This is a genomic window from Flavobacterium erigeronis (genome assembly GCF_054075165.1).
The window spans coordinates 17,012-30,938 of sequence record NZ_JBSKGP010000010.1 but is presented as its reverse complement, the minus strand read 5'-3'; the positions used below and the strand labels follow the sequence as shown (position 1 = coordinate 30,938).

Genomic DNA, 13,927 nt, shown 5'->3' with positions numbered 1-13,927 from the left:
CGGGATTTTGTCTGGTATCAAATACGTCCAAAATTTCGATAGTGTTTTTCTCCACATTAATTCAATAAATAATTTTATAGTTTTTGTATATTAAATAACGTATTCCGTTCGGATTATTTATTAAAAGTTCTTCTTCTTGACCAATTTCCGAATGTGAAATTAATTTGACAGTTTCTTTTGTAATTCCTGACACAAGATTTCTCGCGACATTTAAACTAGCTTCCCTTTTATAATAATCAAAAATATTCCGTAATTCCTTCTTCGCAAAATCTGTCCAAAATATTTTTAATCCCATTTTTCAATTTCTGTAATTAAATCATGAACCTCAGTCACATGACCATTTTTAGAATCTTGCAAAGAAAGGTCAATTCTTTTTTGAAATTCAGAAATAGACATAGGATTTAATTTAGACTCTTTTTCATTTTCTTTACGCAACAATTTTTCAAACTGTAAAATAGCTTTCTCGCTCTCAAGCTTTAAAAACTCTTTTATGAAAATTATTTTTCTAGTATCTAAGTCCATTTTTACTATTTTTTTCAAAGTTACAAATTATCTGAATATCAAGATTTAATTCTAACTATTTAACAGGTACTGAATATTCAGAACTTCTAACCTTAAACTTTCCACAATCTTAACATTCTTAATATTATAATAACGCTTTCGTAATAAGTATCGGGGCTTTGATTAACATACGGCTTCTAATTTTGGGACAATTAAAAAAAATCACAAACTAGAAATTAAAATCATAGTTATGAAAACAAAATTACGTATTGCATCTATTATCTTCATTATCAGCTTTTTCGCACAAGCTCAACAACAGCAAAAAGGAATCGTTGGTGCAACAAACTGGATGAATAACTGGACGAACTTTAAACCAGCGATAAATGAATACGATGAAGCAACCAATATAATTGCCGGAACAATTGATAAAGATACACGATTAGTAAAGCGCAGTGTTTACCATTTAGTTGGCGTTGTGTATGTTACTAACAATGCAACCTTAACTATCGAACCTGGAACTGTAATTCGCGGAGACGATAAAACCTGCGGAACTCTTGTCATTACAAACGGAGCAAAAATTATGGCTGAAGGTTTAGAAACTGATCCAATTGTGTTTACGTCAGAAAATGAAAAAAACAACAGAAAACCTGGCGATTGGGGCGGAATCATTATTTTAGGAAAAGCACCTATTAATTCTCTTGGAGGCATCAACACTTTGCCTTTTGATTTAGATCCAACTTTAAATCATTATGGAGGTCAGGATCCTGAAGATAATTCTGGGGTTATGAAATATGTTCGTATCGAATATGCTGGAAGAAAATTAAGTGCTTCTAAAGAGTTAAACGGACTTTCTCTAGCAGGAGTTGGTAGAAAAACTCAGGTGAGCAATGTACAAATCAGTTTTTCAAATGATGATTCTTTCGAATGTTATGGAGGCGATTTAAATTTGAGCAATCTAATTTCTTACAGAACAACCGATGATGATTTTGATTTTACTCAAGGTGCTCAAATAAACATTAGCAATAGTATCGCAATTCGTCACCCATTTTCATCGGATATTTCGGGTTCAAGATGTTTTGAAGTTGATTCATACGAAAAAGTTGCAACAACTGATATGACGAAAAAAATGACCAAAATAAACGCAAACAATATTACATTGGTCAATTTGGAAGAAAACAATCAGGGCTTAGTAAGAGAATCGGCTCACATTAAAGAAAACACTTTTTTTAATTTAACTAACAGTGTCGTTTCAGGATTTGCGCCTTTTATTTTATTGGAAGGAAATATCGGAAATGGAGAAGCTAATTTATCTAAAATTACTTTTAAAAATGTCGTGGCAAACAACTGTCAAGGTGAAATTGAAAGCGAATCTGGAAGCAATATTCCTGGTATAAAAAGCTATTACAGCAATCCTGCTTTTGGAATAGAATATACTAAAATGAAACTTACAGAGTTATTTGCTCTTCCAAGTATTAAAGGAAATCCAGATTTTAGATTAAATGTAAACAACACGTTAGCAATTGGAAATTAAAGAATTGCAAAAACACTTTCGATTAAAATTTAACAAATTTCACAGAATCGAAAAGTTTTTTTTCAAATTTTATATACTCTAATTCAAATTACATTTATATCTTTGTGACATCAAAATAAGATATGAAAACAACAATGAACAATATTTGGTGGTGGAAGAATTTACGTCAGACGTCGTGAACGAAGCTTCCTATGGTATTGTAAAAACTATAAAAATTTAAAGGGCTTGTCATCACGACAAGCCCTTTTTTTTGATCAAAACTGAAACACATTAACGAACAACATAAAACTATATATTTTGAAACCTTTTATTCTTAATACACATTACAAACAAATTCTGGCAGATACCGTTACGCCTGTGAGCATTTATTTCAAAATCAGAGATAAATTCCCAAACAGTTTATTGCTAGAAAGTAGCGATTATCATGGAAATGACAACAGTTTCTCTTACATCTGCTGCAACCCGATTGCTACAATCAAAATTGAAAATGAGGTTATCTCTAAAACTTTTCCAGACGGAACTTCAGAAAAAATCACAATCGATTCTTCAACAAATATTCCCCAAGTCATTCAGGAATTTTCAAGTCAGTTTCAATCGGAGAAAAACGATTTTAAATTCATTAACAACGGTTTGTTCGGCTACATTTCTTATGATGCTGTTCGTTATTTCGAGAAAGTTTCAATTGCCAAAAAAGATAATGCGACTTCTATTCCAGATGTTTTTTATGCCGTTTATCAAAACATTATTGCTATTAATCACTTTAAAAACGAAGCTTATATTTTCTGCCACAGCGTAGATAATAAAAACAATATTGCAGAAATTGAGCAATTGTTGCAATCCAGAAATATCGCTTCATATAAATTTTCTAAAGAAGGAGAAGGTTTTTCAAATTTAACAGATGAAGAGTTTAAAGCAAATGTGGCTTTAGCCAAAAAACATTGTTACCGCGGAGATGTTTTTCAATTGGTTCTTTCTCGCCGATTTACTCAAGGTTTTAAAGGAGACGAATTTAATGTGTACAGAGCTTTAAGAAGCATCAATCCTTCACCTTATTTATTCTTCTTTGATTACGGCGATTTTAAAATATTTGGTTCTTCGCCAGAAGCACAAATTATCGTTAAAAACAGAAAAGCCGAAATTCACCCAATCGCTGGAACTTTTAAAAGAACAGGAAATGACGAACGCGATGCGCTTTTAGCAAAAGAACTTTCTGAAGATAAAAAAGAAAACAGCGAACACGTTATGCTAGTTGACTTAGCCAGAAATGATTTAAGCCGAAACGGACATGATGTAAATGTAGAAAAATACAGAGAAGTTCAGTTTTTCTCTCACGTAATTCACTTGGTTTCAAAAGTTACGGGGCATTTGCACGACAAAGCAACTACTATGCAAGTTGTAGCCGATACTTTTCCAGCAGGAACTTTGAGCGGAGCGCCAAAACACAGAGCAATGCAGTTAATTGAAGAATGCGAAAAAACAAATCGTAATTTTTATGGAGGTGCAATCGGCGTGATGGATTTTGACGGAAACTTTAACCATGCGATTATGATTAGAACTTTCCTTTCTAAAAATCATCAATTGCATTGTCAAGCTGGAGCTGGAATCGTAGCAAGTTCTGACGAAGAAAGTGAAATGCAAGAAGTTTATAATAAATTACGAGCTCTGAATACAGCGCTTGAAATGGCAGAGAAAATTTAGTGTTCAGTGTTCAGTCTCGAAGTGTTCAGTTTTTTTAAGCGTGAATCCTGAAACTTAAAACAAATCAAAAAACAACCATAAAAAAAACCACAAAAGATCATGAAAAAAGTAGTATTCATTTTAGTTTTAATCATTAGTATGAGTTCTTGCAATTCAGAAAAAAAACAGAATCCGATTGAAGGAACCTGGCGACTTATATCGGCAGAAACAACTGAGAAAGATTCGACTTTTTCTACATTCAATAAAAACACCAAAATGATTAAAGTTATAAACAGCACTCATTTTGCTTTTATGAACCATGATTTAAAAAACGGCAAAGATTCTACAACAGCGCTATATTTTGCTGGAGGTGGAAAATATACATTGAAAGACAGCATTTATACTGAAAATCTGGAATATTTTAATAATCGTGATTGGGAAAATGGAAAATTTGAGTTTGTGGTAAAAGTTCAAAATGATACCTTAATTCAAAAGGGAGTAGAAAAATTAGAAAAATTAGGAATAGACCGAATTATTACTGAAAAGTACGTTCGAGAGAAATAAAAAATTTAGTTGCATTTTAAGTCATAGTCAAAAACTTAGAACCTTAGAAGCTTAGCAGCTCAGAACCTTAAAAAAAAATGAAAAAAATACTAGTTATAGACAATTACGATAGTTTCACTTACAATTTAGTACACTATCTAGAAGATTTAAACTGTGAAGTAACGGTTTACAGAAACGACGAATTTGATATTGATGAAATTGCTTCTTTTGAGAAAATTTTACTTTCTCCAGGACCTGGAATTCCAGATGAAGCGGGCTTATTAAAAGCAGTAATCGAAAAATACAGTCCGACGAAAAGTATTCTTGGAGTTTGTTTAGGACAGCAAGCAATTGGAGAAGTTTTTGGCGGAACGCTTTCGAATCTTGATAAGGTATATCACGGTGTAGCTACAAATGTAAAAACTGTAGTTTCTGACGAAATTTTGTTTGAAGGTTTAGGAAACGAATTTGAAGTAGGAAGATACCATTCTTGGGTTGTTGATGCAAATTTACCTGAAGATTTAGAAGCAACTTCGGTAGATGAAAATGGCCAAATCATGTCTTTACGTCACAAAAATTATGACGTAAGAGGCGTTCAGTTTCACCCAGAAAGTGTTTTAACACCAAACGGAAAAAGAATTTTAGAGAATTGGATTAAGAGTTAAATTTTGTTTCAGGTTTCAAGTTTCAAGTTGTTGGAACGCGAAACCTAACACAACTAAAACAAAAACTTAGCACCCTAGAACCTTAGCAACTTAGAACCTTAAAAAAATGGAAATATCAATTCTTGAAACCAGAGAAATCAAAATTGAAGACATTTTAGTTTTGTATAAAGCAAATGAATGGAGTTCTGCCAGTAAACCAAATGAGTTGTATAATGGGCTTTTGAATTCTGAAACCTTAATAACAGCATGGGAAGGAGAAAAATTGGTCGGACTTGGAAATGCAATTTCAGATGGATTTTTAACCGTTTATTATCCGCATTTATTGGTGCTTCCTGAGTACCAAGGAAAAGGAATTGGAAAGATGATTTTGGATAAAATGCAGGAAAAATATCGTCGCTTTCACATGCAGATGCTTACGGCAGACGGACGCTCCGTTGATTTTTATAAAAAAAACGGATTTGAACGAGCAGGAAAAACAGAGCCGATGTGGATTTATCACGGTAACGAACATTAAGAAATAGTATTCAGTTACAGTTTACAGTCAAAAAAACTTAGAACCTTAGCATCTCAGCACCTTAGAACCTTAGAATAAAAAAAATGAAAACAATATTAAATAAATTAATCAACCACGAAGTGCTTTCTAAAGAAGAAGCAAAAAACGTTTTGATTAATATTTCAAGCGGTCAGTATAATCCGAGTCAGATTTCGGCATTTTTGACTGTTTTTATGATGCGAAGCATTACAATTGAAGAACTTTCGGGTTTTCGCGAAGCTTTATTAGACCTTTGCGTAAGAGTAGATTTATCAGCTTACAACACGATAGATTTGTGCGGAACAGGCGGTGACGGAAAAGATACGTTCAACATTTCAACTTTGGCTTCTTTTGTTTCTGCTGGAGCGGGAATAAAAGTGGCAAAACACGGAAATTACGGGGTTTCTTCTATTTCTGGATCAAGCAACGTGATGGAAAAAATGGGAATTAAATTTAGCAACGATCCTTCATTTTTAGAAAAATGTATGGACAAAGCGGGAATCTGCGTTCTGCATGCTCCCCTATTTCACCCAGCAATGAAAAATGTCGGACCAATCAGAAAAGAGTTGGCGGTAAAAACCTTCTTTAATATGTTGGGACCAATGGTAAATCCCGCATTCCCACAAAATCAATTGGTTGGAGTTTTTAACTTAGAATTGGCGAGAATGTATGCCTATTTATATCAAAATACCGATGTGAATTTTACCATCCTGCATTCGCTTGACGGATATGATGAAATTTCACTGACAGGACCAACCAAAACAATTTCTAACCATATGGAAGGAATGTTGAATCCAGAAGATTTTGGTGTTAATCTTTTATCTCAAACCGAAATTGAAGGCGGAAAAACTATTGAAGAATCGGCTGAAATTTTCACGAATATCATTTCAGGAAAAGGGAATGAAGCGCAGAATAATGTCGTTTGTGCCAATGCTGCAATGGCGATTTCAACCGTTACAAAATGTTCTCCGCAAGAAGGTTTTGAATTAGCAAAAGAAAGTTTATTGTCTGGAAAAGGATTAAAGGCATTACAAACATTACAAGAATTGAGTAAATAAAATTAAACACAAATTTCACGAATTATCACGAATAAACTTTGCGTCTTTGTGACTTTGTGGCAAAACAACAACAATGAACATTTTAGATAAAATAATAATAGACAAAAAACGAGAAGTGATTCTGAAGAAATCGATTATTCCGATTTCACAGTTGGAGACTTCTGTCTTTTTTGGAAAACAAACCATTTCTCTTAGTCAAAAATTAAGAGAAAGCAATTCTGGAATTATCGCCGAACACAAACGTCGTTCTCCTTCAAAATCAATTATCAATAATAATTTTACAGTTGAAGAAGTCGTAAAAGGTTACGAAAATGCTGGCGCGTGTGGAATCTCGGTTTTAACCGACGGAAAATATTTTGGAGGTTCGCTTGACGATTTACTTTTAGCAAGAGCGTCTGTAAATATTCCGCTTTTGCGAAAAGAATTTATTGTAGACGAATATCAGATTCTGGAAGCCAAAGCACACGGAGCTGATTTAATTTTGCTAATCGCAGCGGTTTTGACCAGAGAAGAAATTAAATCTTTATCTGAGTTTGCTAAAAAATTAGATTTAGAGGTTTTATTGGAAGTTCATAATCAGGAAGAATTAGAAAAATCGATTATGCCAACTTTAGATATGATTGGTGTGAATAACAGAAATTTAAAAACGTTTGAAGTGAGCTTAGATTTCAGTAAAGAATTAGCATCGCAGATTCCAAACGAATTTGTAAAAGTCTCAGAAAGCGGAATTTCATCAGTAGAAGCCATTCAAGAACTAAAACCTTACGGTTACAAAGGTTTCTTAATTGGAGAGAACTTCATGAAAACCGACAACGCAGGAGAAGCTGCAACTGAATTTATAAATCAGCTTAAGTAAAAAAATAGCCACGAATTCACGAATTAATTAAAAGAGATTCGTGAATTCGTGGCGGAAAAATTAACATAAATCTTAGCGCACTTTGCGTTAAAAAACACACAACAATGAAACTTAAAATATGCGGCATGAAAAATCCAGAAAACATCCTTGAGGTAGGCGCACTCCTACCCGATTATATGGGATTTATTTTCTGGGAAAAATCCGCTAGATATTGCAATGGGAATGTTCCCGAACTGATCAAAACCATCAAAAAAGTTGGTGTTTTTGTCAATCAGAGTTTGGAAGAAATTCTGGAAAAAGTCGAAAAATACAATTTACAAGCCGTTCAGTTACATGGAGAAGAATCAGTTGAATTCTGTTCAGCCTTAAAAGAAAAACTTTCAAAGAAAATTGAAATTATCAAAGTCTTTTCTGCAGATGAAAATTTTGATTTTGAAGTTATTAAACCTTTTGAAAATGTTTGCGATTATTTTCTGTTTGACACAAAAGGAAAACTGCCTGGCGGAAACGGAACCACTTTCGACTGGACAATATTAAAAAAATACAATTCGAAAAAACCTTTCTTTTTGAGCGGCGGAATCGGAATGAATGAATTAAAAGCCATTGAAGAAATTTCAAAAACAAAATTGCCTATTTACGCTATTGATGTAAACAGTAAATTTGAAATCGAACCAGGGCTAAAAAATAGAAATCTATTAAGCAATTTCAAACGCAAATTTGATGTTGCCAACTTTTAAAATTTAAAAAAATGAGTTTTAACGTTAACGAAAAAGGATATTACGGAGAATTTGGAGGAGCTTTCATTCCAGAAATGCTATACCCAAATGTAGAAGAATTACGCCAAAAATATCTAAGCATAATGGACGAACCTGATTTTAAAGCAGAGTTCAATCAGTTATTAAAAGATTACGTAGGACGCCCTAGTCCGCTGTATTTTGCGAAGCGCTTATCTGAAAAATACAATACCAAAGTTTACTTGAAAAGAGAAGACTTGAACCATACCGGAGCGCACAAAGTCAACAATACTATAGGACAGATTCTGCTAGCAAAACGTCTTGGTAAAAAAAGAATTATTGCTGAAACAGGTGCTGGACAGCATGGCGTAGCAACTGCAACAGTTTGTGCTTTAATGGGAATTGAGTGTATTGTATACATGGGTGAAATCGACATTGCGCGTCAGGCACCAAACGTGGCACGTATGAAAATGTTAGGCGCAGAAGTTCGTCCTGCACTTTCGGGTTCAAAAACTTTGAAAGATGCCACAAACGAAGCCATTCGCGACTGGATTAATAATCCTGTTGATACGCATTATATTATCGGATCTGCAATTGGACCACATCCTTATCCAGATATGGTTACGCGTTTTCAAAGCATTATTTCAGAAGAAATAAAATGGCAATTAAAAGAAAAAGAAGGGCGTGAAAATCCTGATTATGTAGTAGCTTGTATTGGCGGAGGAAGTAACGCTGCGGGAACTTATTATCACTTTTTGCACGAACCAGAAGTTGGAATTATTGCGGTTGAAGCAGCAGGAAAAGGTGTTGACTCAGGACATAGCGCCGCAACTAGTAAATTAGGGAAAGTTGGTGTTATTCACGGTTGTAAAACTCTTTTAATGCAAACTCCGGACGGACAGATTACAGAACCGTATTCTATTTCTGCCGGATTAGATTATCCAGGAGTTGGACCTTTACATGCGCATTTGGCGCAAACTGGACGCGGAGAATTTTTCTCTGTTACCGATGATGATGCGATGAATGCTGGTCTGCAGTTAACTAAATTAGAAGGAATTATTCCAGCTATAGAAAGTGCACATGCATTTGCGGTTTTAGATCAGAAAAAGTTTAAGCCGACAGATGTTGTCGTAATTAGTCTTTCTGGTCGTGGCGACAAAGATTTAGATAATTACATTGAGTATTTTAAATTGTAATAAAAGTTATACTTTTGGTGTTAGCGCTTCGGCGATCTGAGATTTATTCTAAATGCTAAAAATTAACGGGAAATATAATTATTATGGAACTATTATTCTCATACGGAACATTAAGATCAAAACAAATTCAAATGCAGATTTTCAATAAAGTTTTAAGTGGATCTCCAGATCAGATTCTGGGCTTTAAACTTAAAAGTTTACAAATTGAAGAAGAATTTGGAATGGCAGATTATGTTGTTGCAGTGCCAAGTGATAATCTTGAAGATATTATACATGGAGTTGTTTTTGAAGTGTCGAGTTCTGAAATGTTAAAAGTTGACCAATTTGAATCTAATTCATACAAAAGAGTTCAGGTGAAACTAAAATCTGGAAAAACGGCTTGGGTTTATACCGAAAACAAATAATAAAAGATGATTTTAGCAGCAGCGCAGACCAAACCAAAACGCGGAGATATATCTTCTAATTTATTAAATCATTATCAGCTTATTGAATTGGCTGTTGAAAACGGGGCTAATTTAATTGCATTTCCAGAATTATCTATTACGGGTTACGAAAGAGAAAATGCTGAAGAATTGGTTTTTACAGAAGACGATTATAGAATTGATCATTTAAAGGAGCTGTCGACTAGATATAACATCGTCATTATAGCTGGAGCTCCAATTAAGATAGATTCGAAAATGTTTATTGGCGAATTTGTCATTGCTCCAGATGATTCGGTTTCTATTTACACGAAACAATTTTTACATGAGGGAGAAGATGAATTTTTCGAATCTTCTTTTGATTATAATCCGATGATTGAAATAGAAGACCAAAAGATTTCTTTGGCTATTTGTGCTGATATTGACAATCCGCTGCATCCTGAAAATGCAAAGAAAAGAGATACCGATATTTATATTGCCAGTATTTTCTTTTCGCCAAACGGAATTCCGAATGCGTACAGAGATCTAAAAAGCTATGCCGAAAAACATAAAATGAATATTATGATGTCCAATTTCAGCGGTGAATCTTGGGGATCACCATCTGCAGGACAAAGCGCTTTTTGGAATAACAAAGGAGAATTAGTTGCCCAAATGAATGATTCTGATTCTGGATTATTGCTTGTTGAAAAACAAGACGATGATTGGGAAAGCCGAATCGTAAAATTTTAAAATTGTTTCATGCTCCCGATAGCTATCGAGATGGCAGATCATTGCAGATTAAAATTAAAAAAATCTGTGCGAATCAGCTTAAATCTTTTTAAATCTGCGTGAAATAAAATTTATCGATAAGAAAAACATAAACATACCTACAAGGTTTTGAAAACCTTGCAGGAATAAAAAATACAGTAAAATGAACAGAATAACTCAAAAATTACAAGAAGATAAAAAGATACTTTCTATTTATTTTTCTGCCGGATATCCCAACTTAAATGATACGGTGCAGATTATTCAGGATTTGGAAAAAAATGGAGTTGATTTAATCGAAATCGGCCTTCCATTTAGTGATCCTTTAGCAGACGGACCTACGATTCAGGCGAGTTCGACAGCGGCACTTCATAACGGAATGACAACTCAAATTCTATTCGATCAGCTGAAGAACATTCGCGAAAGCGTTAAAATTCCGTTGATTATCATGGGATATTTTAATCCGATGCTGCAATATGGAGTTGAAGCTTTCTGCCAGAAATGCGCCGAAATCGGAATTGACGGTTTAATTATTCCAGATCTTCCTGTTGACGTTTACGCAGACGAATACAAAGCGATTTTTGAAAAATACGGTTTAATTAATGTGTTTTTAATTACGCCTCAAACTTCTGAAGAAAGAATTCGTTTTATCGACAGCGTTTCAAATGGATTTATTTATATGGTAAGTTCTGCAAGCGTTACGGGTTCTCAATCTGGATTTGGTGATACTCAAGAAACGTATTTTGAAAGAATTGCCGATATGAATTTGAAAAACCCACAAATAGTAGGTTTCGGAATTTCTAACCAAGAGACTTTTAATCAGGCAACAAAATATGCGAAAGGCGCTATTATTGGAAGTGCTTTTATTAAACATTTAAGCGAAAGCGGAAGTGGAAAAATTGAGGAATTTGTTGGAGGGATTCGATAATTTATTTTAAAGATGAGATTTTTAAAATATCTTATAGTACTCCTATTTTTTACATCAATTAGTTCATGCCAAAAAATTCAACCTAACAAATTAATTGGAAGTTGGAAAATGAAGGATTTAGTAGATACGACTGGTAAAAACATTGAAGACAAAACAACTTTCACAAAGGATAATTTATTAATCCTAGAATTAATTTCAAACGAAAAAATTATCGAAAAAAACATCGCTAATTATACTTTAGAAAAAAACATTATTAAAATAAAGTATGGGAAAAGAAATTTATTTAACTATGAAATATTAAAGTTGAATGATTCAGAAATGGAATTACTACATAGTACGGATAAAAAAATATATAGATACATTCGAATTCATTAAAACATCTTTTTAGACGGGTTAAAATTTCAATTTAATTGAAGAAGTTTCTATTCTTTGGAATGACAAAATTATACAAAAAGCTGAAACAACAACTGTTTCAGCTTTTTTTTGCTCCAAAATATCGAAACCGTTTTATGTTAATATTGTGTTAAAATAAAATTAAACAAGTGTTTAAATTAAACAAGTGTTTAATTTTGCATCCGATTAGAAACAATACCATGTCCAACATCGAATTAAACGACAAAAAAATTCAGATTCTTGAAGTCGCAGAAAAGCTGTTTTCTGAAAAAGGATTTGAAGGTACATCGATACGAGATATCTCAAAAGAGGCAAAAATCAACATTGCCATGGTCTCGTATTATTTTGGTTCAAAGGAAAGGCTTTTGGAAGCTCTAATTCTCTACAAAACCGTTGATTTAAAACTACAACTCGAAAATTTATTACAAGAAGATCTTGAGCCTCTTGAAAAAGTCAATAAATTAATCGAAATTTACATTAGTAGAATTTGCCTTAACAAAGGGATTTACAGGGTTTTACATTTTGAACTTAACGCAAAAAAAAGAGAAAAAAGCTTAAATGCTTTTACAGAACTTAAAAAAGGAAATTTAAAATCTGTTGAAAGCATTATCAAACAAGGGCAAGCTCAAGGAGTTATTAGAAAAGATATTAATATCCAACTTATAACGCCAACCATTATTGGAACCTTTTTTCACTTTCACATGAATCGCTCTTTCTTCGAAGAATTATTGGATTTAAAAACAGAAGAAATGTTTAACAATTACATTAAAAACGATCTCACAAAGCACATTCAACAAACTATAAAAGCGCTACTTGTTTATGAAAATTAGTCAATTAATGCTCTTTGGAGTTTTCTTTATCGGAATATCTTCAATTGAGGCACAAGAAAAAACAAGTTTAACCTTAGGCGAAGCCGTGCAAATGGCTTGGGAAAAGAGTAATGAAGTTACGCTTGCCAACACTAAGGTAAACACAAAAAAATACGAATTAAAAACTGTAAAAAACAATCAGTATCCAGATCTTAAAATTTCTGGTCAATACCAGCGTCTTACAAAAGCTTCTATTGATATGCCAAATCAAGGAGAAAGCGCTTCTTTAGCATCTCCAGACCGTGCAATGTTGGGAATGGCAAACTTAAGTCTTCCAATTTTTGCTGGTTTTAAAATTCAAAGCAGCATAGATGCTTATGAAGGAATGTACGAAGCAGAAACTGCTAATGCGGCAAAAACGAAAGAGGATGTAGCTTTAAAAGCAATCACTTATTACACAGCACTGTACAAAGCTCAAAAAACATTAGATGTTTTAAACGAAAATCAAAAAAGTGCGAAACAGCGTGTTACCGATTTTACAGAGTTGGAGAAAAACGGAATTATTCCGAGAAATGATTTATTAAAAGCGCAATTATTAGTTTCTAAAACGCAATTATCTATCGATGAAGCTAATAATAATATTAATAACATCAATTACTACCTAACTACTTTGCTTAAATTAGATCCTAATGTAAAAATTGAGGTAAACGAGCAAGATTTCTTTAATCTGAAAACAAGCAACACTATAACATCTGATGCTGTTGCACTTGAAAGCAGAAAAGATTTAGAAGCAATAAGATTGCAAAGCAAAGCTTCTGAAGCTAATGTAAAAATTGCAAAAGCAGGATATTATCCAGCAATCTCATTACTTGGTGGTTATACAGCGTTGGATCTGAAAGATATCATAACTGTAAAATATGCTATGAATTTTGGAATCGGATTATCTTATGATTTATCAGGAATTCTAAAAAACAATGTGCATGTTAAAGAAGCAGAAAGTAGAGCTTTGGAAGTAAAAAACACAGAAGCAATTATGACGGATCGTATTAAAGTTGAAGTTCAGAAATCTATTGAAGATTATGACTTAGCTATTAATCAAAGTGTTGTTTATGATGAAGCGCTTCAGCAAGCGGCAGAAAATTACAGATTAGTAAAAGATAAGTTTGACAATGGTTTATCTGACACCAACGATTTGGTAGAAGCTGACGTTGAACATTTAAATGCCAAAATTCAAACTGCTTTATCTAAAGCCACTATTATTCAAAAATATTACGAATTACTTTCAGTATCAGGACAATTATCACAATCATTCAATCTTTCTAAAATATAATCGATAGCTCT

17 protein-coding genes are annotated in these 13,927 nt (G+C 33.2%); 15 read left to right on the top strand and 2 right to left on the bottom strand.

Annotated elements, in window-relative coordinates; all coding sequences use genetic code 11:
- Positions 1-61: 61 nt before the first annotated feature.
- Positions 62-295: a type II toxin-antitoxin system RelE/ParE family toxin gene (locus ACWA1F_RS18905; RefSeq protein ID WP_456895922.1), complete on the bottom strand. Its 234-nt coding sequence runs from the start codon at positions 293-295 to the stop codon at positions 62-64.
- Entirely contained in the window at positions 286-522 is a 237-nt protein-coding gene (locus ACWA1F_RS18900) for a hypothetical protein (protein WP_306156023.1), read from the bottom strand. Before ACWA1F_RS18900 ends, ACWA1F_RS18905 begins: the two co-directional genes overlap by 10 nt.
- Before the next feature lie 229 nt (positions 523-751).
- On the opposite strand from ACWA1F_RS18900, the gene ACWA1F_RS18895 reads away from it, so the two are divergent.
- The 15 genes from ACWA1F_RS18895 to ACWA1F_RS18825 all read left to right on the top strand — a co-directional run bounded on the left by ACWA1F_RS18895 (position 752) and on the right by ACWA1F_RS18825 (position 13,916).
- The gene (locus ACWA1F_RS18895) at positions 752-2,032 is read left to right on the top strand and encodes a hypothetical protein (RefSeq protein ID WP_456895920.1); all 1,281 of its coding nucleotides are present in this window, start codon (positions 752-754) and stop codon (positions 2,030-2,032) included.
- A gap of 297 nt (positions 2,033-2,329) precedes the next feature.
- Entirely contained in the window at positions 2,330-3,730 is a 1,401-nt protein-coding gene (locus ACWA1F_RS18890; RefSeq protein WP_306156025.1) for an anthranilate synthase component I family protein, read from the top strand.
- Between the two features lie 99 nt (positions 3,731-3,829).
- Complete coding sequence (locus ACWA1F_RS18885; RefSeq protein ID WP_456895918.1) at positions 3,830-4,273, top strand: hypothetical protein; 444 nt, start codon at positions 3,830-3,832, stop codon at positions 4,271-4,273.
- Positions 4,274-4,350: 77 nt separating this feature from the next.
- Positions 4,351-4,917 (top strand): anthranilate synthase component II, encoded by a 567-nt coding sequence (locus ACWA1F_RS18880; RefSeq protein WP_294787397.1) that lies wholly within the window; start codon positions 4,351-4,353, stop codon positions 4,915-4,917.
- A gap of 106 nt (positions 4,918-5,023) precedes the next feature.
- Complete coding sequence (locus tag ACWA1F_RS18875) at positions 5,024-5,431, top strand: GNAT family N-acetyltransferase (RefSeq protein WP_456895915.1); 408 nt, start codon at positions 5,024-5,026, stop codon at positions 5,429-5,431.
- Between the two features lie 83 nt (positions 5,432-5,514).
- On the top strand, positions 5,515-6,507 hold the full coding sequence (trpD, locus tag ACWA1F_RS18870) for an anthranilate phosphoribosyltransferase (RefSeq protein ID WP_456895913.1): 993 nt from the start codon (positions 5,515-5,517) through the stop codon (positions 6,505-6,507).
- Between the two features lie 73 nt (positions 6,508-6,580).
- Positions 6,581-7,363, top strand: coding sequence for an indole-3-glycerol phosphate synthase TrpC (gene trpC / locus ACWA1F_RS18865; protein WP_456895911.1), 783 nt, complete (start codon positions 6,581-6,583; stop codon positions 7,361-7,363).
- A 104-nt stretch (positions 7,364-7,467) separates the two neighbouring features.
- Positions 7,468-8,100 (top strand): phosphoribosylanthranilate isomerase, encoded by a 633-nt coding sequence (locus ACWA1F_RS18860; RefSeq protein WP_456895909.1) that lies wholly within the window; start codon positions 7,468-7,470, stop codon positions 8,098-8,100.
- A gap of 11 nt (positions 8,101-8,111) precedes the next feature.
- A complete protein-coding gene (gene trpB, locus ACWA1F_RS18855) occupies positions 8,112-9,293 on the top strand; it encodes a tryptophan synthase subunit beta (protein WP_456895908.1) in 1,182 nt (393 codons plus the stop codon).
- Positions 9,294-9,376: 83 nt separating this feature from the next.
- A complete protein-coding gene (locus ACWA1F_RS18850) occupies positions 9,377-9,697 on the top strand; it encodes a gamma-glutamylcyclotransferase family protein (RefSeq protein ID WP_306156033.1) in 321 nt (106 codons plus the stop codon).
- Between the two features lie 6 nt (positions 9,698-9,703).
- On the top strand, positions 9,704-10,441 hold the full coding sequence (locus tag ACWA1F_RS18845; RefSeq protein WP_456895906.1) for a carbon-nitrogen hydrolase family protein: 738 nt from the start codon (positions 9,704-9,706) through the stop codon (positions 10,439-10,441).
- Positions 10,442-10,622: 181 nt separating this feature from the next.
- Complete coding sequence (gene trpA, locus ACWA1F_RS18840; RefSeq protein ID WP_456895904.1) at positions 10,623-11,384, top strand: tryptophan synthase subunit alpha; 762 nt, start codon at positions 10,623-10,625, stop codon at positions 11,382-11,384.
- A gap of 108 nt (positions 11,385-11,492) precedes the next feature.
- A complete protein-coding gene (locus ACWA1F_RS18835) occupies positions 11,493-11,759 on the top strand; it encodes a hypothetical protein (protein ID WP_456895902.1) in 267 nt (88 codons plus the stop codon).
- A 218-nt stretch (positions 11,760-11,977) separates the two neighbouring features.
- Complete coding sequence (locus tag ACWA1F_RS18830) at positions 11,978-12,607, top strand: TetR/AcrR family transcriptional regulator (RefSeq protein WP_306156038.1); 630 nt, start codon at positions 11,978-11,980, stop codon at positions 12,605-12,607.
- Positions 12,597-13,916 carry a TolC family protein gene (locus ACWA1F_RS18825; RefSeq protein WP_456895900.1) on the top strand — a complete coding sequence of 440 codons (1,320 nt, stop codon included), beginning with the start codon at positions 12,597-12,599 and terminating at the stop codon, positions 13,914-13,916. The genes ACWA1F_RS18830 and ACWA1F_RS18825 overlap by 11 nt, the downstream gene beginning before the upstream one ends.
- Positions 13,917-13,927 lie beyond the last annotated feature (11 nt).

Bases quoted from the DNA above. Each gene is read 5' to 3' on its own strand.
- ACWA1F_RS18905 (WP_456895922.1), bottom strand. From the start codon at position 295: ATGGGATTAAAAATATTTTGGACAGATTTTGCGAAGAAGGAATTACGG.
- ACWA1F_RS18900 (WP_306156023.1), bottom strand. From the start codon at position 522: ATGGACTTAGATACTAGAAAAATAATTTTCATAAAAGAGTTTTTAAAG.
- ACWA1F_RS18895 (WP_456895920.1), top strand. From the start codon at position 752: ATGAAAACAAAATTACGTATTGCATCTATTATCTTCATTATCAGCTTT.
- ACWA1F_RS18885 (WP_456895918.1), top strand. From the start codon at position 3,830: ATGAAAAAAGTAGTATTCATTTTAGTTTTAATCATTAGTATGAGTTCT.
- ACWA1F_RS18880 (WP_294787397.1), top strand. From the start codon at position 4,351: ATGAAAAAAATACTAGTTATAGACAATTACGATAGTTTCACTTACAAT.
- ACWA1F_RS18875 (WP_456895915.1), top strand. From the start codon at position 5,024: ATGGAAATATCAATTCTTGAAACCAGAGAAATCAAAATTGAAGACATT.
- trpD (WP_456895913.1), top strand. From the start codon at position 5,515: ATGAAAACAATATTAAATAAATTAATCAACCACGAAGTGCTTTCTAAA.
- trpC (WP_456895911.1), top strand. From the start codon at position 6,581: ATGAACATTTTAGATAAAATAATAATAGACAAAAAACGAGAAGTGATT.
- ACWA1F_RS18860 (WP_456895909.1), top strand. From the start codon at position 7,468: ATGAAACTTAAAATATGCGGCATGAAAAATCCAGAAAACATCCTTGAG.
- trpB (WP_456895908.1), top strand. From the start codon at position 8,112: ATGAGTTTTAACGTTAACGAAAAAGGATATTACGGAGAATTTGGAGGA.
- ACWA1F_RS18850 (WP_306156033.1), top strand. From the start codon at position 9,377: ATGGAACTATTATTCTCATACGGAACATTAAGATCAAAACAAATTCAA.
- ACWA1F_RS18845 (WP_456895906.1), top strand. From the start codon at position 9,704: ATGATTTTAGCAGCAGCGCAGACCAAACCAAAACGCGGAGATATATCT.
- trpA (WP_456895904.1), top strand. From the start codon at position 10,623: ATGAACAGAATAACTCAAAAATTACAAGAAGATAAAAAGATACTTTCT.
- ACWA1F_RS18835 (WP_456895902.1), top strand. From the start codon at position 11,493: ATGAAGGATTTAGTAGATACGACTGGTAAAAACATTGAAGACAAAACA.
- ACWA1F_RS18830 (WP_306156038.1), top strand. From the start codon at position 11,978: ATGTCCAACATCGAATTAAACGACAAAAAAATTCAGATTCTTGAAGTC.
- ACWA1F_RS18825 (WP_456895900.1), top strand. From the start codon at position 12,597: ATGAAAATTAGTCAATTAATGCTCTTTGGAGTTTTCTTTATCGGAATA.